At 71.3% G+C, this 19768-nt stretch carries 18 protein-coding genes; 6 read left to right on the top strand and 12 right to left on the bottom strand.

The genetic code is table 11. The annotated features are described in order from the left end of the window. The first annotated feature begins 297 nt into the window (after positions 1–297). Complete coding sequence (locus tag O0S08_RS04235; protein ID WP_371879597.1) at positions 298–963, top strand: nitroreductase; 666 nt, start codon at positions 298–300, stop codon at positions 961–963. A 138-nt stretch (positions 964–1101) separates the two neighbouring features. Here O0S08_RS04235 and O0S08_RS04230 read toward each other — a convergent pair whose 3' ends face one another. From O0S08_RS04230 to O0S08_RS04200, 7 genes are all read right to left on the bottom strand, one after another. After that, positions 1102–3465, bottom strand: a complete 2364-nt coding sequence (locus O0S08_RS04230; RefSeq protein WP_269037678.1) for a serine/threonine-protein kinase — start codon at positions 3463–3465, stop codon at positions 1102–1104. Between the two features lie 471 nt (positions 3466–3936). Then, entirely contained in the window at positions 3937–4812 is an 876-nt protein-coding gene (locus O0S08_RS04225; RefSeq protein WP_269037677.1) for an SDR family oxidoreductase, read from the bottom strand. Positions 4813–4876: 64 nt separating this feature from the next. Continuing rightward, positions 4877–5548 (bottom strand): TVP38/TMEM64 family protein, encoded by a 672-nt coding sequence (locus O0S08_RS04220; RefSeq protein WP_269037676.1) that lies wholly within the window; start codon positions 5546–5548, stop codon positions 4877–4879. Next, positions 5545–6207, bottom strand: a complete 663-nt coding sequence (locus O0S08_RS04215; RefSeq protein ID WP_371879596.1) for a Rossmann-fold NAD(P)-binding domain-containing protein — start codon at positions 6205–6207, stop codon at positions 5545–5547. Before O0S08_RS04215 ends, O0S08_RS04220 begins: the two co-directional genes overlap by 4 nt. Positions 6208–6327: 120 nt before the next feature. Beyond that, positions 6328–7236 carry an oxidoreductase gene (locus O0S08_RS04210; protein ID WP_269037674.1) on the bottom strand — a complete coding sequence of 303 codons (909 nt, stop codon included), beginning with the start codon at positions 7234–7236 and terminating at the stop codon, positions 6328–6330. After that, entirely contained in the window at positions 7233–7832 is a 600-nt protein-coding gene (locus O0S08_RS04205) for a TetR/AcrR family transcriptional regulator (RefSeq protein WP_269037673.1), read from the bottom strand. Before O0S08_RS04205 ends, O0S08_RS04210 begins: the two co-directional genes overlap by 4 nt. 230 nt (positions 7833–8062) lie before the next feature. Next, positions 8063–8473 (bottom strand): VOC family protein, encoded by a 411-nt coding sequence (locus O0S08_RS04200; protein ID WP_269037672.1) that lies wholly within the window; start codon positions 8471–8473, stop codon positions 8063–8065. 82 nt (positions 8474–8555) lie between these two features. Between O0S08_RS04200 and O0S08_RS04195 the strand changes: the two genes are divergently transcribed. Then, entirely contained in the window at positions 8556–9005 is a 450-nt protein-coding gene (locus O0S08_RS04195) for a helix-turn-helix domain-containing protein (RefSeq protein ID WP_269037671.1), read from the top strand. 121 nt (positions 9006–9126) lie between these two features. Continuing rightward, positions 9127–10107 (top strand): hypothetical protein, encoded by a 981-nt coding sequence (locus O0S08_RS04190; protein WP_269037670.1) that lies wholly within the window; start codon positions 9127–9129, stop codon positions 10105–10107. Positions 10108–10143: 36 nt separating this feature from the next. Here the strand turns inward: O0S08_RS04190 and O0S08_RS04185 are convergent, their stop codons facing one another. Next, entirely contained in the window at positions 10144–10713 is a 570-nt protein-coding gene (locus O0S08_RS04185; RefSeq protein ID WP_269037669.1) for a GrpB family protein, read from the bottom strand. 200 nt (positions 10714–10913) lie between these two features. Then, complete coding sequence (locus tag O0S08_RS04180) at positions 10914–12446, bottom strand: DUF4215 domain-containing protein (protein ID WP_269037668.1); 1533 nt, start codon at positions 12444–12446, stop codon at positions 10914–10916. Between the two features lie 342 nt (positions 12447–12788). Here O0S08_RS04180 and O0S08_RS04175 point away from each other — a divergent pair, with 342 nt between their 5' ends. Next, positions 12789–14009, top strand: coding sequence for an outer membrane protein assembly factor BamB family protein (locus tag O0S08_RS04175; RefSeq protein ID WP_269037667.1), 1221 nt, complete (start codon positions 12789–12791; stop codon positions 14007–14009). A gap of 248 nt (positions 14010–14257) precedes the next feature. Then, positions 14258–15535, top strand: a complete 1278-nt coding sequence (locus tag O0S08_RS04170) for a hypothetical protein (RefSeq protein ID WP_269037666.1) — start codon at positions 14258–14260, stop codon at positions 15533–15535. Positions 15536–15777: 242 nt separating this feature from the next. On the opposite strand, the gene O0S08_RS04165 is transcribed toward O0S08_RS04170, so the two are convergent. Continuing rightward, on the bottom strand, positions 15778–16671 hold the full coding sequence (locus O0S08_RS04165) for a LysR family transcriptional regulator (RefSeq protein ID WP_269037665.1): 894 nt from the start codon (positions 16669–16671) through the stop codon (positions 15778–15780). 111 nt (positions 16672–16782) lie between these two features. On the opposite strand from O0S08_RS04165, the gene O0S08_RS04160 reads away from it, so the two are divergent. Next, positions 16783–17526: an SDR family NAD(P)-dependent oxidoreductase gene (locus O0S08_RS04160; protein WP_269037664.1), complete on the top strand. Its 744-nt coding sequence runs from the start codon at positions 16783–16785 to the stop codon at positions 17524–17526. 41 nt (positions 17527–17567) lie between these two features. Here the strand turns inward: O0S08_RS04160 and O0S08_RS04155 are convergent, their stop codons facing one another. Then, the gene (locus O0S08_RS04155) at positions 17568–18692 is read right to left on the bottom strand and encodes a peptidoglycan-binding domain-containing protein (protein WP_269037663.1); all 1125 of its coding nucleotides are present in this window, start codon (positions 18690–18692) and stop codon (positions 17568–17570) included. An 80-nt stretch (positions 18693–18772) separates the two neighbouring features. After that, entirely contained in the window at positions 18773–19708 is a 936-nt protein-coding gene (locus O0S08_RS04150) for a LysR family transcriptional regulator (protein ID WP_269037662.1), read from the bottom strand. Between the last annotated feature and the right edge of the window lie 60 nt (positions 19709–19768).

Raw genomic sequence — 19768 nt, 5'->3', positions numbered from 1 at the left:
GCGAGCCACACCGCCCCGCACGACCCGGCGGCCGTGCGTTGTCCCGAGCGAAACCAGCTCGCCGCGAGCAATGCCGGCGGATGTCGCGCGCCAGCGACACTCGCCGAGCAACACCAGCGATCGCGCGCCCGCGCACCCCACCGGAGCAACACCAGCTCGCTTGCGCGTGGGGCACGGAAGCGTAGAGTCCCGCAGTGGTGGTCTCGACCTGCGGAGCTGGGCGCGAGACTCGGGGACGACCCCGCCGGCTATGGTGTGACGGAGTCGGGCGTGTCGAGCCAATGGGGGGATGCGATCTTGGACGTGTATGAGGCTGTCAGGAGCAGGCGGTCGGTGCGGGGATTCACCGACCGGCAGGTCCCGCGGGAGGTGCTGGAGCGCGTGCTGTCGGCCGCGGCCTGGTCGCCGTCCGGGTCGAACATCCAGCCGTGGCACATCTACGTGCTGACCGGCGAGCCGCTGGCCGAGCTCAAGAAGCGCGCCGGCAAGCGCGTGGCCGCAGGCGAGCCATGGGACGAGCGGGAGTACGAGATGTACCCGTCCGCGCTGAAGCCCCCGTACGGCGAGCGCCGCTCCGCGTTCGGCAAGGAGCGCTACAGCGCACTGGGTATCGTCCGCGAGGACTGGGAGGCGCGCCAGCGGGCCGCTGCCGCGAACTGGGACTGTTTCGGCGCGCCCGTCGCCCTGTTCTGCTACATCGACCGCGACATGGGCCCGCCCCAATGGGCCGACGTCGGCATGTATCTGCAGACCGTCATGCTGCTGCTCCGCGCCGAAGGGCTGCACAGTTGCCCCCAGATGGCGTGGTCCGTGTATCGCAGGACCGTCGCGGAGCTCCTGTCACCACCCGACGATCTCATCCTCTTCTGCGGCATGTCGATCGGGTACGAGGACGTCACGGAGAATTACGTCCGTACGGGCCGGGCGCCGCTCGACGAGACGGTCACGTTCGTCGGGGGTTAGTACGCTGGCCCGTGCGCGCCGCGCTCCTCGCCCCGGGCGCAGCGGCGCCCGTAACGATGTCCCTCGAAACATGTCTATTTAGACATGCCTTTTCGAGCATGCCCCTTCGGACATGCTTTTAAAAGCATGCCCCTCGGGTCAAACGATCCACATCGCCTCGACGCGCTGGGCGACGACGCGGCGGACCTTGAGGAAGCGGGGGTCGGAGCGGACGGAGGCCAGGGCCGGGCACAGGTCGAGCCACTCGAGGTCGATCAGGCGGGCGTCGCAGGCGCGCTCGATCACGGTCAGGGCGTCGTCGTGGAAGCCGCGGATGGCCATGATCTCGGCGGTGACCTGGCAGGTCGACGTGACCATGCGCGGGCTCGGGCCGCCCTTGAGGAACTCCTCGAAGCCGGCCCACATCTCCTCGCGGGAGTAGTCGCCGAGCAGGCCGTGGGCGGAGAAGCTGACCGCGTTCTCGCGCTCGCTCTGGGCCATCGAGCGCGAGCGCTCGAGGCAGGCGCGGACCGTGTCGAGGTCGCCGAACCAGCCCGCCACGCGCACACGGGTGATGAGGGCCTGGAACTGGAAGTGCGGCTGGTGCTCGAGCTTGTCGATGAACTCGTGGATCGCCGCCAGGTCGCGGCGGAGCGCGTGGACGCGGGCCACGTGGGCGTAGGCCTGGAGGAGGCTCGGCTCGAGCGCCGCGGCCAGGCGGGCGCGGCTCACCCCGTCCTCGATGTTGCCGGCCTCGCACTGCAGCTGCGACAGGTACTCGTGGGCGTGAGCGTAGGTCGGCGCCAGCTCGAGCGCCTTGACGAAGGCCTTGACCGCGTCGCGCCACTCGCCGACCTGGACCTCGTACATGCCGCGGGCGAAGTGGGTCTCGGCGAGGTCGGGCGCCAGCTCGAGCGCGCGGGCCACCGCCGAGCGCGACAGCGCCGCGAAGTCGCGGGGCGAGCCGAGGCGGTCGGCGAAGAACCACGCGCGCGCGCAGGCGACCGCGTAGCTGGCGAGCGCCGGGCGGAACATCGGCGACGCCTGCAGCGCCTCCTCGAGCAGCTCGATCGCCCCGTCGGGGCCGACGATGTGGCCGCCGGTGATCTTGCGGCGGGCCCGGCGGTACAGCGCGATCGCCTCGGGCGTGCCGGTGCGGCGGTGGGCGTAGGTCGTCAGCTCGACCCGCAGGCCCTCGGCGATCTTCTTGCTGACGATCTCCTGCGCGTCGAGCAGGTCGTCGGCGCGGGCCTCGAAGCGCTCGTTGTAGACCTGCAGCCCGGTCTGCACCTCGACCAGCCGCGCCTGCACGCGCAGCAGCGTCGGCGTCACCTGCAGCGTCGCGTCGACCACCATCGCCGCGCCCAGCTCGGTGCCGACGGCCCGCGGGTCGCGGGCGTCGCGGTAGCGGGCGGTCGCCCCGCTGCCGAGCACCCGCATCCCGCCGGTCTGCTGCAGCACGTCGATCACCGCGTCGGTCAGCGCCTCGCCGAGGTACGCCGTCGCCGGCGGCCCCTGGTAGCGCAGCGGCAGCACCGCGACCATCGGCGGCGTCAGCGTGCTGGTCGGCGTGGTCGCGTTCGGGTGGTGGCGCGTCGACGCCAGCGTCGACAGCGGCCCGGCGCCGCTCGAGATCGTCTCGCCGCTGCCGATCAGCCACCCGCGCAGGCGCTCGGCGATGACCGCCGCGCTGGCCGGGCGCTGAGCTGCCTCTTGGGACAGGCAGTGGCGCACCAGCTCGGCCAGCGGCTCGGGCGCGTCGGGCCGCACCGCCAGCAGGTCGAGCGGCGGCTCGGACAGGCGGGCCAGCGCGGCCGCGAACGCCGTGTCGCCGGCGAACGGCAGGCGCCCGGTCAGCATCTCGAACAGCACCAGGCCGACGGCGTAGAGGTCGGTGCGGGCCTCGACCGGCGCGCCGGCGACCTGCTCCGGGGCCATGTAGACCGGCGTGCCGAGCAGGCCCTGAGTGTGCTGGCCCTCGTCGAGCGGGCGGGCGATGCCGAAGTCGGTGAGGACCACGCGGCCCTCGAGCTCGAGCAGGATGTTGGCCGGCTTGAGGTCGCGGTGGACCACCCCGGCCGCGTGGGCGGCCGTCAACGCCTCGCACACCGACAGGGCGATGCGGGCCGCGCGGGCCGGCGCCAGCCCGCCCGCGGCCGAGTCGTTGCGCAGCACGTCCTGCAGCGTGGTGCCCTCGACGAACTCCATGATGAGGAACGGCACCCCGTCGTGCTCGCCCATGTCGTGGGTGCGGGCGACATTGGGGTGGCTGATCCGGCGGGCCAGTCGGACCTCGCGGCGGAAGCCGTCGATCTGCTTCGGCGTCACCGACTTGCCGAGCACCTTGAGCGCGACCACGTCGCCGACCAGCACGTCGACCGCGCGGTACACCTCGCCCATCCCGCCGCGCCCGGCGAGGGCTTCGATCCGGTAGCGGTTGGCGTAGAGCTCCCCGCGCGGCGTCTCGTGCGGGGCCTCGTCGCCGCGCAGGGTCGGATCGACCTCGTGAAGCGGCCTGGACACGGACGCGAGCTTAGCAGGTGCCCCCCCGGACGCGCCGCGCACCTCGTGACGGTCGCGGCCGCAGCGCACCTGGAGCTTCCGCACCTGCCCGCGCCGGCGAGCGCGGCGTCACCCCGGGAATAGCGACGGCTGGCGGAGTCCGTGCTCCAGGGCAGCAGCGTTCCGCGGCCCCGGGTCGCAGCCCGTGAAACTTTTTCCCGGACACGCGGCGGACTCATGCGCTGCTGCGAGATCTACGGCGCCCCCTTCACCCGCGCCCCGCGAGCCGCCCGCAAACCAGAGGTCCGCGGTCGCCAGGACGGCTTCGGTCGTCGAACCGGCGCTCCATGACCTGTCCCACAGGACAGCCCGCATCGAAGCCCGCGACGGGTGTCGGCCCCGGCGCGGCTGCAGCCGTGTCGGGGTCCTGGATGGGCATGAGGCGCGGTCCGGATCGATCTTCGGCGACCCGGCCTTGCCCCCTCCGAGCCTTCACGCCGCGCGCGCTGCAGCCTCGGCGCAGAGCTTCTCGCTCAGCGTCCACAGATCGGCCGCGAGCTTCGGGTCGGTCGCTTGCCTGGATGGGACCACGGGGCGTCGATTCGCGACGAATTGTCCCTTGAGCGCCGCCGCTTCCGGCGAGGTGGCGAGCCAGACGAGCGAGTCCGCGCCTTGCTCGGGCGTCCTCGCAAACGGCTTTGCGAGCGCGTAGATCACGTTCTGCAGGACACCCATGTCCGACCCGAATCCCCCGAATTGGGTCCGGACCATGCCCGGCTCGAAGCAGTTCGCCGTCGCCGTGGTCCCTTCCAACCGCCGCTGGAGCTCCTTCGTGAAGAGAACGTTCGCGAGCTTCGAGGTCGCATAGGCGCGCCAGCCCGGGCCGTCCAGCGACGTCGGCGTCCTCTGGAGGTCGAGCGCCCCGCGGGCCTGCATGGCGCTCGACGTCGACACGACCCGCGCCCCTGACGTCTTCCCGAGGAGGTCGAGCAGCGCCGTCGTCAGTTGAAAGTAGGCGAGGTGGTTCAGCGCGAACGTCAGCTCGAACCCGTCGGGGCTCTTCATCGGCGACTTGAAGGTCGCGCCGGCGTTGTTCACCAGGACGTCGAGCCGGTCGTGCTTGGCCTTGAACGCCTCGGCGGCGCGCTTCACGTCGGCCATCCGGGAGAGATCGCAGACGAGCAGGTCGAGGTTCTGGTTCCCGCTCGCGCCCTTCAGCGCTGCGAGCACCTGCGCGGTCTTCTCCCTGTCGCGTCCGACGATCGTCAGCGTCGCTCCGCGCCCGGCGAAGTCCATCGCCGCGGCCTTGCCGATGCCATCGGTCGCTCCCGTTATCAAAATCACCTTGCCTTCGAGGTCGCGTGCCATGAGTTGCTCCGTGTGGTGCGGTGAAGAGAAGCGCCTGGACGACGCGCTGTACGTCGCGGAGGCCTCAAGAGGGATGGCGTCGCGCGCGGGCCCGGGCGAGCGCGGCGATCAGCAGCGAAGCGACGAGCAGCCCCACGAGGATCGGCCACGCGTCGACTCGAAGCTGCCCCGACGCATCGAACATCTCGCCGCCGAGGTAGCTCACGAGCAGCAGCGGCGGCGCGTAGCCGACGAGCGAGCCCCAGAAGTGGGTCCAGAACCCCACCTTCGAGACGCCGAAGAAGGAGTGGAGCACCTGCGGCATCCAGAAGATCAGACGGAGGACCACGACGGTCTGGAACGAGTGCCGCTCGAGTGACTCGTCGTACTTGCGGAACCGGGCGGGGATGCGAGCCGAGACCCAGTCCTTCGCCACGAGGCGAGCGAACGAGAAGCCGACCACGCTGGCGCCCATCGTCCCGATCATCGAGAGCGTGAAGGCCGTCTGCCACGGCCAGATCAGCGGCGCAGCGACGACGAAGATCGTCCCGGGGACGCCGAACGGCTGCAGCACCGTGTACGCGAGGATGAACGCGAGGTAGCCCCGAGCTCCCATCTCGACGAGCGTCGCGGCCAGGGTCCTCGGCTCGCCGAACCACGCGAAGATCCCGAAGTGGTAGGCAGCGGCGAGCGTGAGGACCACCAGAACGACGACGCCCAGCCTGGCGCCGCGCAGCGAGCGAGTCGTCGGGCTCATGCGCCGACCCTGTTGATGTCGGCCGACTCGAGGATGAACCGATCGGCCCGTCCTTCGACCACGCGAAGCATCGCGCGCCCGAGGACCTCGGAGGTGGTGAACAGGGCCGGGAAGACCCGTACGAGCAACGGGACGAGCGCGAAGACCGGCTTCAGCAGGACGATCCCGACCTGATAGAGGCGCGTCCGGCTACCAATGCCCGTCCCGGGCCGGATGAAGCCGGGGCGGACGGCGCCGGCATGTCGGAACGGCATCGACTTCAGCGCGCCCTCGACGCGCTGGCGAACGCGCGCCCACATCGAACGGCCGCCGGCGCCGGCTGCGGAGCAGTAGCAGAAGGAGAAACGCGGGTTCAGCCGGAGGAGCGCGCGCCCCCAGACGAGCGTCAGCTCCTCGGTCACCCGGGCGTAGGCTGCCTCGTCGAGGCCCACCGAGCTGACCCCCACGGCCCAGATGCACGCGTCGTGGCCGACGAGCTGGCTCTCGACCGCGGCGAAGTCGAACAGATCGGGCAACAGGAGCTCGCGCAGCTTCGGGTGCGTGACGCCGCACGGGCGCCGTCCGACGCTGAGCACGGACTCGACCTCCGGGGCGTCGAGCGCCTCACGCAAGGCCCCTGCGCCGACCATGCCGGATGCGCCGAAAAGGATGAGCTTCATCGGAGTACCTCTCGTTCTTGCTGTTGCCACCAATGCGATGAGTGCAGCCGTCGTCGCCGACGCCGTCACCACGAGATTTGTCGACACCTGGCTTCGATCGTGAGCCCCGATGTCCCGGGCTCAGAGCGCGTACCGAACCCCTGAGATACGCTCGAGCTCCTCGAACAACACCCGAGCTGCAACCTCGTCCCTGGCGAAAGGCGCCGGCTCGGCTTCGACGGGGTGACCCCGCCACTCGAGAAATCCGCCCGGCCCGAAATGACTCCCGGGCCGGGCATCCTTCGCCGTCGCCGCCATGAGCGTCGGCTCGGCCCCCATGGCCGCGCTCTGAATCAGAGGATAGATCGCCAGAACCATGAGCTTCATGCCGAGCGTCGTATCCGCGCCGAGATTGGTGCGCGCCGTACCCGGATGGCAGGAGGTCGCCAGGAGACGATCGCCGGCGCGGCGCTGCAATTCGCGGGTGAAGAGGATGTTGGCCAGCTTGGTCGTGCAATAGACGCGTATGGGCCGATAACCGTCCCGGGAGTCGAGGTCCTGGATCGGCACCGGCCCACCCGCCTTGTGAGCGTTGGAAGAGACCGTGACGACGCGCGGCGCGGCTCCCTGCAGCAGGGCGGGGAGCAGCAGCCCTGTGAGGCGGAAGGGCCCCAGGACATTGGTTGCGAACTGCAGCTCATGGCCATCGACGCTGATTCGCCGCTGCGGGAGCGCCATCACCCCGGCGTTGTTGATCAGCACGTCGATGGGCCGCGACAGCGCGAGCTGGCTGTCGGCGAATGCTCGAACCGACTCGGGGTCGGACAGGTCGAGCACGCCCGTCCGCAGCTCCGCGCCGGGCACGACGGCGCGGATGCGCCTGGCGGCGTCCTCACCCTTGACTTCGCTGCGGGCGGTGATCGTCACCTCGCCGCCGGCGCGAGCCAGCTCCAGCGCCGTGTGCCAACCGATGCCGCTGTTGGCGCCCGTCACGATGATTCGCCGTCCCGCCTGCGACGGAATGTCTTTTGTGGTCCACGCAGCACTCATCGACGAGCCCTCCGACCGGTCGTAGTCGTCCCCGACCGCCTCGCTTTCGCCTTCGCCGGCTGTACGAATCGTTCTGCGAGGATTTGGAGCCGTCGTTCGAGCACCGAGATCGCCGGGAGATCTGCGAGGAGACCATCGAGTGAGAGCAGGAAGACCTCGGCTCTCTCCTTGTCCCCGAGAATCGCCCCCACGCACTCCAGCGCGACCTTGCGGTGCTCCGCGTCGGTGGCGGGATCCAGCCGCTCGCAGACGTCGAAGAATTCGCTCCCCATCGGCGCCCCGACCATGTCTGCCCAGGGCTCGAGCACCATCAGCCTGCACACGTCGAGCAAGCGCTCGTACGGGCTGCCCGCCGCGGCCGCCGCCTGTTTCGCCGCAGGATGTCGCGACACCAGCCAGTCGACGAAGACGGCCCTGTAGATGTCTTCCTTGTCCTTGAAGATCCGGTAGAGCAGCGTGCGCGAGAGGTTCGCGCGCCTGGCGATGTCTTCGAACGAGGTCTTGGCGAAGCCGAAGTTGAGGAAGCACCACCGCGCAGCCAGCAGGACCTTCGAGCGGCGCGCGGCTGCCTCGTCCTCCTTCATGGTCGCGGTCATGCGGACACTTTGACATTCAGCGCATCATTTGTCAACTCGTTCCGAAGCCGACGTGCAGGCGCGCGCGAGCCCGGCTCCCCCCGTCCTCGCCTCACTCCTTGCTGTTCTGGCCGCCTGCCGCTAGGACGGCGCGGCTCGACCGCGATCGTCACCGGCGTTACGCCTCGCCTCGGCCAGGGCGCCGCCGCGACGACGCCGGTCCCGCGCGTCCGGTCTCTTCCCGCCGCGCCTCAGCGCGTGTGCTGCGTCAGCGAGAACCAGTTGCCGGAGTCGTCCTTGAACATCGCCTCGATGCCGTAGAACTGCTCCTTCGGCGGCCCCGCGAACTCCACCCCCCGGGCCTTTAGCTCCTCGTAGGTGCGCTTGCAATCGGCGGTGGCGAACACCCCGGCGCCGAAGCTGCCCTTCTCGATCAACCCGCGGAAGCTCGCCACGGTCGCCTCGTCCATCATCGGCGACGGCTTCAGCGGCATCAGCACCAGCTCGAGGTCGGGCTGGCCTTTGGGGCCGACCGTGAGCCAGCGGAACTCGCCCATGCGCGCGTCGCTGCGGACCTCGAGGCCGAGCTTCTCGGTGTAGAACGCGAGGGCCCGGTCCTGATCGAGGACGTAGATGGTGGTGTGGGACAGGCGTTGGATCATGGTGCGGAGAAGCTGCCACGGGCCCGCTGCCGGCCGCTTCTCCGATCTTGCGAAACCGCGCGGACCGGCCCACCATCGCCGCGTGCCCCGGCCGCTCCCGCCCGACGACGTGTTCCGCCGGCTGGCCGCGCTGCGCGACCGGCTCCACGCCGACCCGGCCGCGGCCCCGCGCCAGGCCGAGATGGCGCGCCAGGCCGGCCTGTCGCAGTTCCACTTCCTGCGCCGCTACAAGGAGGCCTTCGGCGTCACGCCGCACCAGGACCTCACGCGCCTGCGCATCGATCGGGCCAAGGCGCTGCTGGCGGCCGAAGTCGCCTCGGTCACCGAGGTCTGCTTCGAGGTCGGCTTCTCCAGCCTCGGCTCGTTCAGCGCCCTGTTCGCCGAGCGCGCCGGCTGCCCCCCGAGCGCCTGGCGGCGGCGCTTCTGGCAGGTCGCCGGCCTGCCGCAGGGCCGCGCCCGCATGCGCGTGCCGTGGTGCTTCGTCGTCCACTTCGCCGGCGCCGACGTCGTCGACGCGGCGACGCTGCTCTGACCGAGCCCGCGCTTGCGACGTGGCGTCCCCTGACGCCGGGGCGCCGACAGGTCGAGCCGCAGACCCTTCGAATTGTCGCCGCCCCGCTCACGAGAATCACCGCAGGCGGGAAATCACCGGCATGACAGCCCGCCGCCTGCCCCGCCGCTCACCGCTATTCGTCAGCCTCGTCCTCGCCGCGTGTCCGCAGCAGGGCGAACTCGGCGTCTACACCGACACCGATCCGCCCCCTCCCGGCAGCGGCACCGATCCCGGTGACACTGCCGGCACCGGCGCCCCGGACTCGGTCGGCGAGCCGACGGAGACCACCGCGCCCGAGGGCCCGCCCGCGTCCACCGGCGAGCCCGTCGACGACACCACCACGACCACCACCGGCGAGGACGACACCACCACCGGCGAGCCCGTCGACGACACCACCACGACCACCACCGGCGAGGGCGACACCACCACCGGCGCTCCGGTCGACTGTGCCCCGGCCGAGCCGGGCTTCGACCACAGCGCCGCGGTGATCTTCGAGCCCTGGCCCGACATCGTCGGCAACGAGCAGTCGTTCGCGGGCGACTGCACCCTGATCGAGGTCGTCCAGGACGTCTCGTTTCAGATCGTCCTCGACTGCGGCGACCGCGAAGCCACCCTCGACGTCCGGGTCGAGCCGGCCGAGTTCGCCCTCGGCCTCGCGCCCGGGCAATCGCTCGAGCTGCGCTGGCTCGCGCGCGGCGGCTCGTGGTGGACCAATCAATGGTTCACCCTGCGCGACCTCGCCGTCGAGCCGTCGCTGCTGCTCGCCGGCCTCGAGTCCGACGCCGTGGAGCCGCAGGGCCTGCCCGACTTCTTCGCCCCGCTCTCGCTGGCCTACAGCGGCGGCTCCTGCGGCCCGCCGACCGACTGCCACGATCCGTTCGAGCGGCTCGTCGTCGAGTTCACCCACGGCGAGACGGTCCCGATCGCCGACGCGACGCGGGCCGACGTCGGCGGTTACCGGGCGCTCGTCAACTTCGCCGGGCGCTTCCACGACCTGCACACGATGGCGCGCGAGTGTAAACAGTGGACCGACTGGATCCCCGAGTACTTCCAGGCCATGGCCATCCGCCAGCCGCGCTGATCCATCCGCCGGATCGTCGAGGCCGTCGCCCCGCGCCTACAGGTGATCGGCCGCGGGCGACCAGCCGGTGCGATCGGCCCACAGCGAGGCCGCCTCGTAGATGATGTGGAAGATCGGCTCCTTGACCCAGAGGTAGCCGTCGATGCTCTCGGGAAACAGCTGCGCCGCTCTGCGCTTCAGCAGCTCGTACTCGGACCGCACGACGTCGGACGCCCGGAGGAAGTCGCGGAAGAGGAGCGCATACCGCTGGTTGAAGCGTCCGAGCTCGCGGATGTGCAGGTGAGTCCGCCGCTCGCCCTCGGGCTCGCGCATGTAGAGCTTTCGCAGCTCGGAGCCCCCCTCCGGCAGCCCGTGGAACAGGTCGGACACGAACGACTCGCCCTGACGGAACCCGGCGGCCTTGAGCGGGCCCGTGACGTCCGACGCGGCGTCGAGGTCGGCCACGGTGATCTGGACGTCGATCACGTCCTTCGCGCCGAGCCCCGGGACCGCGGTCGACCCGATGTGGTCGATGCGGAGCGCCGCCCCGCCCACCGCGCTGCGAACGCGGCGCCCGAGCTCGCGGAACTCGGACGGCCACTCCGACCGGTAATCGTTCACGATCACCGGCCGGGACTCTCGTATCTTCGCATCGCCTGGCATCTCGATCACGTCGCGGGCGCGTCGCCGCGGTCACTCTCGGCGCGCCGCCTCGGGATACCCGCCCCTTGCCGCCCCCGCAACCGCAATGCAGGGATCCACGGCGCGGTCTCCGTCCGCCGGCAGGCCGGCCGCAGCTCGCGTCCTTCGCCGCGTCGACGCCCCTCTCAGCGGACGAAGATCTGCCCCGGCTTGCCGTTGAGGTCGCCGCCGACGCAGGTGTCGTAGCACGTGCGCCAGCCGCTGGCGGTCAGGCCGAAGCCGTTGCCGTCGACGTCGCGCATGTGGAACGTGTCGACGTTGCTGGTGAAGCCCATCCACGCCAGCATCGACGCCCCGGTCGGGCACGCGCCCTGGATCGCCGTCGGCTCGCCGATGTAGTAGTGCGAGTTCAGGTGCACGTCGACGAAGTTGGCGACCACCGTGTGGCGGTAGATCGTGCCGGCGAACGCCTTGCTGCCGGCGTGGTCGCCGAACAGCACCTGCGTGAACGCGACGGCCTTGCCGGCGACGTCGAGCGAATAAGCGTTGCCGTCGTCGGCCAGCGCGCCCTGGGCCGCGCGCCAGCCGAAGCTGCCGCCGCCGTCGGTGTCGGCGCAGCCCGGCGCGCTCGGGGTGTTGCGCGAGCGGCCGGCCAGCGTCCAGCCGCCGCCGTCGATCGTCATCTCGCAGTAGACGTCGAACGGCATGCGCGGCCCATCGCCGTCGACGTCGATCTGGTAGACCCCGTTGGGCGTGCTCGGCAGGCCGCTCTTCAGCTGCTTGCAGTTGGTCGGCAGGTTGCACGAGCCGTTGACGCAGGCCCCCGTCGAGCAGTCGGTGTCGGCCGCGCAGTTCTTGCCCTTGTTGCAGGTCTTGCAGGCCCCGCCGCAGTCGATGTCGGTCTCGCTGCCGCTCTGGATGCCGTCGCTGCAGGTCGAGGTCTTGCACTCGACCGTGCAGTCGTCGAGGTTGCTGAGGTTGGCGTCGTCGCACTCCTCGACGCCGGCCTGCACCGCCCCGTCGCCGCACTCGGCGGCGAGGCAGGTGTTGAGGCAGGCGTCGGTGTCGACCAGGTTGCCGTCGTCGCACTCCTCGTTCGGCTGCAGCGCTCCGTCGCCGCAGGTCGCGCTCTTGCACATCGCCGTGCACGCGTCGGCGTCGTCGTCGTTGCCGTCGTCGCACGCCTCGCCGGGCCCGACGATCCCGTCGCCGCAGACCGCCAGCGCGCAGGCGTTGGTGCAGTCGTCGGTGTCGGTCATGTTGCCGTCGTCGCACGCCTCGCCCGGCCCGACGATCCCGTCGCCGCAGCCGGCCGCCTGGCACGCGATGGTGCAGTCGTCGGCGTCGTCTTCGTTGCCGTCGTCGCACGCCTCGACCCCGTCCTGCACCAGGCCGTCGCCGCACACCGCGAGCCGGCAGCCGGCCGTGCACTCGCCGACGTCGTCGTTGTCACCGCCGAGGTCGCACTCCTCGTCGCCCTCGACCTTGCCGTCGCCGCACACCGGCACCGGCGGCTCCATCCCGCCGCTGCCCATGTCGTCGCCCGGACCGCCGGTGGTCGGCGCGCTCGTCGACACGTCCGTCGGCGAGGTCATCGTCGCCGTCATCGTCGCCGTCGCCGGCATCGTCCCGAACCCGGTCGTCGGGTCCTCGCCGCTGGCACAGCCGAGCAAACATGACGCAGCGACGAGGAGGCGCGAGACGACGGGGCGGTTCACGGCGGAGCACGCTATCAGATGGGGTCGATATCCCTCAAGGCGCGCGAATTCGCCGCCGCGCAGCCTTCGATGCACCTGCAGGCGCCGCTCTACCCCCGCGCGATCGCGCCCGCCGCGGCCCGGCCGCCGCCTCGCGGCGAGTGCCACCAATGGCGCGTCGGCGGTCTACACATTCTCCTCACAATCCCATGTCCGCGGAGTCACGTCAATCACCGCACCGCGACAGCGGCGCCACGACATCCGCGTCGTGGACACACGCACCGCGCCCCGCATCGCGGCGCGCTGGCGGCACCCGCTCGCATCGTGCATCCTCCATTCATGGCCTGGCTTATGCGGCGAAGCATGACGATCTGGGGCGCGGCGACGTGCCTCCTGGCGGGGTGCGGGCCCAGGACGCCCGGTGAGACCGGCAGCGACTCGAGCCAACCCACCGGCTCGGCCTCGGACGCCACCGACACGAAGCCGGGCACCGGCACCCCCGCGAGCGAACCCGGTCCCACCGATCCCACGCCCCCGCCCACCACCACCGCGACCTCCGGCACCGACACGGACGACGCCTCGGAGGACACCTCGGTCACCGAGATCCCGCCCGAACCGGTCATCCCCCTCGATCAGTTCACCTGCGCCGGCGCCCGCTGGCGCTTCGTCGAACCGAGCCCGAGCCTGGCGAGCAACGCCCACGTCGATTCGCGCGGCCACCTGCGCCTGACCAGCGGCTGGGACGTCCTCGACTTCGACCCGACCGGCGACCTCGCGGGCCTGATCGCCCCGCCGAGTCCGTGGGGCTGGGGCGGCATCGACGCGGCCGACGACCTCTATGTCACGTTCCGCGACGAGAGGGCCGCGCGCAAGGGGCTGCGCAAGTTCGCGGCGACCGGCGAGGTAGTCTGGGAGATCGATCGCGGCCCGTCCCCCACGAAGGAGTTCTCGGGCCGTGTGACGGTCGGGCCCGACGGGACGACGCTCGTCGGCACTCACAGCGAGAGCCGCCTCGAGCGCTACGACCCCGCCGGCGCGCTCCTGTGGGACAAGACGATCGCCGACAAGCGCTTCACCGACGTGGTCGCCCTGAACAGCGCCGGGGTCGCCGCCGCGTTGCGCCACGGCCGCGACGGCGCAGTCATCGCTCTGGCGCCCGACGCCTCCGTGCTGTGGGAGCAGCCGTTCTCGACCCATCCCAGCGGCTACGCCGACATCGACGAGAACGGCGAGGTGGTCGCGACGTCGAGGCACGGGCAGCCCCATGTGGCCCGCCTGGCGGCCGACGGCTCGGTATTATGGGACAAGCTGGTCGAGCTGCCGCAGCTCACCGACCCCTCCGTCACCGCGCTGGCCACCAACGAGGCCGGCGCGACCGCCCTGTCGCTCCACGCGACCCTCAACGGCGAGATGGTGGCGCTCGCGCTGCGGCTCGACAAGAACGGCGAGGTCGCTGCGCTCCACGCCTGCGACCCCACCAGCCAGGGTCGCGCGATCGCCATCGACGAGGCCGGCGTGGTCTACCTGGCCGGCGTCGTCTGGGCCGAAGACGGCGAGCACCTGTTCGCCGTCGCGCTCGAGTGAGCATCAGTCCCATCGGATTGTCCTCGACCTCGCCTCTCGCGCGCGGACCGAAGACTGGGCCCTTTGTACACAGCGCGCTCGCGACGGCGCGCCGTCCTGCAGCCATTGTCGACGGACAGGCGACGTCACGGGCCCATGAATTCCTGATCGGTGGCTCTCGAGCACGCGCTGGCGAACCGCCCGATGCTCGGGCATCGTGGCTGGCGATGCATGCACTTGGCTTACGAATCCTTGCGAGCGCGGCGGCGATGACGTCGATCGCCGCCTGCGGCCCCGGCAGCCCGCCCGCGGACACCGACGGAGGCACCGGGGACGACACCTCACCGACGTCGACCGCGAGCAGCGACGCTCCGCCGACGAGCGCTCCGAACCCCACCATACCCGGCCCCGACGCCACCGACACGAACGCGACCGATACCGGCGTCCTCACCACAGATCCCGTCACCACTGGCGTCCTCACCACCGGCTTCGAGACCGACACCGACACCGGCTTCGAGACCGACGGCGACACCGGCGAGCCCAGCGAGCCCGCTCCGGGCGTGCCGCTCGACCAGTTCGTCTGCGGACCGGCGGCGCGCTGGCTGACCTTCGACCTCGAGTCGGCCGGCGGCTCGTGGGCCGTCGCCGATTCGCGGGGGCATCTGCGCGTCTCGACGCTCGAGTTCGACTTCCTCGACTTCGACGAGGCCGGCGTCCTCGTCGAGCAATTCGCGGTGCCGCAGCAATGGCACCTGGGCGGCCTCGACGGCGCCGACGAGCTCTACCTCCCGTTCATCGACACCGGCATCCCGCCCGAGCAACGCCACCGCTGGCTGCGAAAGTTCAGCCTCGACGGCACCCTGCTGTGGGAGGTCGATCGCGGGTTCTCGTTCGGCCTGACGAGCCTGGCCGGCAGGGCCGCGGTCGCGCCCGATGGCACCACCCTGCTCAGCCAGCGCGACCTCGGTCGCGTCCAGCGATTCGCCGCCGACGGCTCGCTGCTCCTCGACAAGGAGCTCGGCGACAAACCGTTCGACGAGGCGCTCGCCATGAACACCGCCGGGGTCGCGGCGGCAGTGCGCTACGGCGAGGCCGGCGCGGTGCTGGCGCTCACGCCCGACGCCGCCGTGGCGTGGGAGCACCCGTTCGAGCTCCCCGACCGCGCTGTCGCGGAGATCGACGAGTCGGGGCGAGTGACTGCGGCTCCGGTCGAGGCGCCGCTCGAGGTGCTGCGATTGGCCGCCGACGGCGCCGTGCAGTGGCACCAGACGCTCGGCACCCTGCCGAAGTTCGCCGTCTCCACCCAGACCGCGATCGCCGTCAACGAGCTCGGCGAGACCGCCGTGTCGGGAACCGGCTTCAGCGGCGACTTCCAGGCCGCGTTCGTCGTCAAGTTCACTCCCGCCGGCGAGATCGACGCGATCCACCAGTGCGACAACACCAGCGCCGGCCGCGGCGTCGCCATCGACGAGGCCGGTGCCGTCTACCTCGTCGGCCAGGTGTGGGACACGGAGGGCCCCCACCTGTTCGCCGCGGCGTTCGACTGACACGTTCGCCCACGACATGCTCTACTGGACATGTCCATGAGAGCAGCGCCGGTCGCGGCGCCGCCATCGAGGAGGCGGGGCCGTCTACATGACCTTGAGGACATATACGGCCGTACCTGTTCGCCGCGGTCGCGCCATCGACGAGGTCAGCCAGGTGGAGGACGTGCATGTGCCCGCGCGCGGCCCTCGGACCGGCGCTCATGAACATGACTCAAAGAACATGTCCACATGGACATCATCCTTCACGCCAGCGCGCGACGCAGGTGCTCGACGAACGCGCGCACGCGCGGCGTGCCGCGCAGCTCGACCCGGTAGAGCGCGGCCACCGACGCGCCGGTCGTGCTCCACTGCGGCAGGATCGCCCGCAGCTGGCCGGAGGCCAGCTCGGCGGCCACCAGCCAGTCGGGCAGCAGCGCCACCCCGAGGCCGGCGACGGCGGCGTCGCGCAGCACCGCCAGCACGTTGCAGGCCAGCACCTCGCGCACCGGGACGGTCTCCTCGCGCGGCGGACGGCTGAAGCGCCAGCGGGTCGCCGGCGCGCCGGAGCCGTAGACCTGGACCAGCGCGTCGTGGCGGGCCAGCGCGGCCGGCTCCTTCGGCTCGCCGCGGCGGCGCAGGTAGCTCGGCGCGGCGACTGCCACGCGGGGCACCGTCACGAGCGGCACTGCGATCAGCGCGTCGGAGGCCGACGGCAGCAGCGTGGTCGCGCGGATCGCCACGTCGATGCCGTCGCCGACCAGGTCGGTCAGGCGGTCCTCGAGGCGCAGGTCGACGCGCAGGCGCGGGTGCGCGGCGAACAGCGCCGGCAGCGTCGGCGCCACCCGCAGCCCGCCGAACGTCACCGACGCCGCCACCACCAGTCGGCCCTCGACCGCGTCGCGGCGGCGCGCGCCTGCCTGGGCCTCCTCGACCTCGCGCAAGATCTGGACGCAGCGCTCGTAGTACGCCCGGCCCACCTCCGTCACGGTCAGCTGCCGCGTCGTCCGCAGCACCAGCGTCGCGCCGAGCTCCTCCTCGAGCGCGCGGAGCTGGCGGCTGATCGCCGGCGTCGACAGGCGCAGGCGGCGGGCCGCGGCCGACAGGCTGCCGCCCTCCACGATGCGCACGAAGGTCGCCATCTGGGCCAGGAGGTCCATCCGCCGAGGGTCCCCGATTGTTGCGTGCGACGCAAGAGTGCCTTGCGATCGTCGGCTCTACTGCCTGCGCCCGCCTGCCGTCATGTTCTGCCGCGGAGAGGCAAACACAGCATGACGAATTTCACGGACAAGGTCGTACTCATCACCGGCATCACCTCCGGCATCGGTCGCGCCGCCGCGCGGGCGTTCGCCGCCGCCGGGGCCAAGCTCGTGCTCGGCAGCCGCGACGCGGTCGCCGGCGAGGCGCTGGCCGAGGAGCTGCGCGGACGCGGCGGCGAGGCGCTGTTCGTCGCCACCGACGTGACCGCCGCCGGCGCCGTCGAGGCGCTGGTGGCCGCCGGCCTGCGGCGCTTCGATCGCCTCGACGTGGCCATCAACAACGCCGGCGTCGAGGTCACCGGGCCGCTCGAAGGCGGCGACGAGGCGGCCTTCGACCGCGCCTTCGACACCAACGTGAAGGGCCTGTGGCGAGCGCTGCGCGCCGAGATCCCCGCGCTCCTGCGCGGAGCCGGCAGCGCAGTCGTCAACCTGAGCTCCGTCGCCGGCATGCGCGGCATGCCGGGCGCGAGCGGGTACGCGGCCACCAAGTTCGCGGTCGAGGGCCTCACGCGCTCGGCCGCGCTCGAGCTGGCGCCGCACAAGGTCCGCGTCAACGCCGTCGCCCCGGGGCCGGTGGCCACGCCGATGCTCGACCGCTTCACCGGCGGTCACCCCGAGGTCATGGCGCAGCGCGTCCCCCTCGGCCGCCTCGCCGCGCCCGAGGAGATCGCCCGCGCGATCCTGTGGCTGGCCTCGGACGAGGCCTCGTACGTCACCGGCACGACCCTCGCGGTCGACGGCGGCTTCCTCGCCTGACACGCTGCCTACGAAGGGACGCCGGACCGGCTGTGCGCAGCTCAGAACGTCAATTTGAGGCCAGAGGTCCCTTCAAGTTGCACCGACGACTGCGCTTCACCGGGCACGAGCTTCACTCCGACCGCAAGCTCGCCCTGCGCAAACAAGTAGAACCGCTCCTTGATTACGGCGAACGAAATCCCGCTGGTGAGGCTGACCCCCGCGGCCGTGGACACCACGGGATCACCGGTCTCATAGTCCAGCTCGAACATCGCCTGCAGGCTCGCATCCAGCTTGATCGGACCGCTCTCGACTTCCTTCTCGTACTTCCCGATCACGCTCCCGGCACCCGAGAACGTGTACGGACCGTCGGGCGATCGTACGCTCACGGCGCGCCCGATCTCGCCTCCGACGCTGAGCGCCAGCGAGGTAGGGGACTGGGGGTTCTTGATCACCCAGGCCGCCTCGAACTCCAGCACGTACCGGAGCCTTGCCGGCGGAGGCTCCCAGGGGTTCAAGGTCACCTTGAACCCATTCGTCAGCGCGTACTCCGTGGTTTGCGTGGGCCCCGCCCCCGGCCCCCCCGGCCCGGCAACCTGCGGCGGATCGACGTCGACCGTGTACGCCGCCGTGAACTGGCCGATTGTCATCAACTGCGCCCTGGTGTTCAGCCCGACGATACCGTCCTGAGTCAAGCCATTCTGGTTCTGGAACGAGATGACGCGGCTCGTCGTCGCAGGCCCGAATACCCCGTCCACTGCGAGGACAGGGTCGATCCCAGGCACGCGGTGATAATTCAACACGGCCTGGAGCATTTGGACATCGGTTCCGCTATCGCCTTCTACAAGTGTTCGGCCCACGGTTGCCTCCAATCTCGCCCGTAGCGGGAACGGCTCAGCATCTGCCGCCCGGGGTGAGATGTTGATTTCATACGCTGCGGACCTAGGGTCCCGCAACCCGAGCGTGCTTCGCTCCCGGCCCCAAAAGGACGAAATCCCGCAGTTGACCCTGTCTAGCGCCTGATTGCCCCACGGGTGCGGGGGCGCCGCCGATTCGAGCGGGCGACAGTTATCGGCGCCGAAGTAATCTGTCGGTGGCGGCGGTGCGCCACGACAGGGCGCGGGGTCGCGAGGAAGCGGCTGTGTTCGTGGCGAATGCGAGGAGTCCCAGGGCTCGACTCGTGCCATTCGCCGACGGGCGACCCGTGAATGCATCGTCGCCGGCGCGCCGACTCATGCGATTCGCCGGCCTGCCGGACGTGGCCGCCTCACCGCGCTCGCGGGCCCGGCTCGTTCCACTCGCTCGCGCGCGCCAGCAGCAGCTCCCACAGCACGCGCACCCGCGGAACCTCGCGCAGGGCGCGGTGGGTCACCAGGAACAGCTCGTCGGTCGGCCAATCCTCTCGCTCTTTGCGCAGCCGGGCGCTGGTGGCCACCGGGACCAGGCCGAAGTGTCGCGCAGTGGGGGCGGGCACCAGGCCGACGCCGAGGCCCTCGGCGATGGCGGCCAGCTGCACGCGGAAGCTGTCCGAACGGACAGCCGGTTCGTCGTCGCGCAGGTGCGCCGCCAGCCAGCGCGCGGGCGCGACGTGGGCCAGGCGCTCGCCCCAGCCGACCCACGGCGCCTCGGTCCACGCGCGCAGCGGCCCGAGCTGCCGCGCCAGCGCGGGCGCGGCGGCGGCGATCCAGCGCACCGCCCCGAGCCGCACCACGATCAGGTCGCCGCTGCGCGGCCGCACCGTCCGCAGGGCCAGGTCGGCCTCGCGGCGCGCGAGGTCGCGGACCGCCTCGCCCGGATCGAGCTCGACGCGCAGCTTGGGGTGCGCGGCCAGCAGCTCGCCCAGCAGCGGCACCACCAGCACCTCCGCCGCGTCGGGCGGGCACGTCATTCGCACCCACCCCGCGACCTCGCGCTCGAGCCCGTCGGTCGCCGCCGCGAAGCGCAGCATCGCCTCCTCGATCTCCTCCGCCGCCGGCCGCAGGTCCTCCGCCGCCTTCGTCGGCCGGATCCCGTCGCGCCCGCGGTCGAACAGCGTGGTCGCCAGCGCCTCCTCGAGCGCGCTCAGGCGGCGCGACATCGTCGACGCGTCGACCCCCAGCGCCGCCGCGGCCGCCCCCAGCGTGCGCGCCCGGCTGAGGGCCAGGAACAGGCGCACGTCGTCCCAGGCCAGCGGTGCGCGCGGGGGGGGTGGCCTTCGTTGCATCAATGCATGGATACCATGAATCTATGCCCGTGGCGATGCATCCGTGCACGACGCACAATC

Origin of the sequence: Nannocystis punicea, from assembly GCF_026965555.1 — a bacterium.
Taxonomy (GTDB): Bacteria; Myxococcota_A; Polyangia; order Nannocystales; family Nannocystaceae; genus Nannocystis; species Nannocystis punicea.
The sequence above is the reverse complement of the archived record's forward strand: the minus strand, read 5'-3'. Positions and strand labels throughout refer to the sequence as shown.

Bases quoted from the DNA above. Each gene is read 5' to 3' on its own strand.
- O0S08_RS04205 (WP_269037673.1), bottom strand. From the start codon at position 7,832: ATGACCGCGACCATGAAGGAGGACGAGGCAGCCGCGCGCCGCTCGAAG.
- O0S08_RS04150 (WP_269037662.1), bottom strand. From the start codon at position 19,708: ATGCAACGAAGGCCACCCCCCCCGCGCGCACCGCTGGCCTGGGACGAC.
- O0S08_RS04200 (WP_269037672.1), bottom strand. From the start codon at position 8,473: ATGATCCAACGCCTGTCCCACACCACCATCTACGTCCTCGATCAGGAC.
- O0S08_RS04155 (WP_269037663.1), bottom strand. From the start codon at position 18,692: ATGGCACGAGTCGAGCCCTGGGACTCCTCGCATTCGCCACGAACACAG.
- O0S08_RS04190 (WP_269037670.1), top strand. From the start codon at position 9,127: ATGACAGCCCGCCGCCTGCCCCGCCGCTCACCGCTATTCGTCAGCCTC.
- O0S08_RS04175 (WP_269037667.1), top strand. From the start codon at position 12,789: ATGACGATCTGGGGCGCGGCGACGTGCCTCCTGGCGGGGTGCGGGCCC.
- O0S08_RS04220 (WP_269037676.1), bottom strand. From the start codon at position 5,548: ATGAGCCCGACGACTCGCTCGCTGCGCGGCGCCAGGCTGGGCGTCGTC.
- O0S08_RS04160 (WP_269037664.1), top strand. From the start codon at position 16,783: ATGACGAATTTCACGGACAAGGTCGTACTCATCACCGGCATCACCTCC.
- O0S08_RS04165 (WP_269037665.1), bottom strand. From the start codon at position 16,671: ATGGACCTCCTGGCCCAGATGGCGACCTTCGTGCGCATCGTGGAGGGC.
- O0S08_RS04210 (WP_269037674.1), bottom strand. From the start codon at position 7,236: ATGAGTGCTGCGTGGACCACAAAAGACATTCCGTCGCAGGCGGGACGG.
- O0S08_RS04170 (WP_269037666.1), top strand. From the start codon at position 14,258: ATGACGTCGATCGCCGCCTGCGGCCCCGGCAGCCCGCCCGCGGACACC.
- O0S08_RS04215 (WP_371879596.1), bottom strand. From the start codon at position 6,207: ATGAAGCTCATCCTTTTCGGCGCATCCGGCATGGTCGGCGCAGGGGCC.
- O0S08_RS04225 (WP_269037677.1), bottom strand. From the start codon at position 4,812: ATGGCACGCGACCTCGAAGGCAAGGTGATTTTGATAACGGGAGCGACC.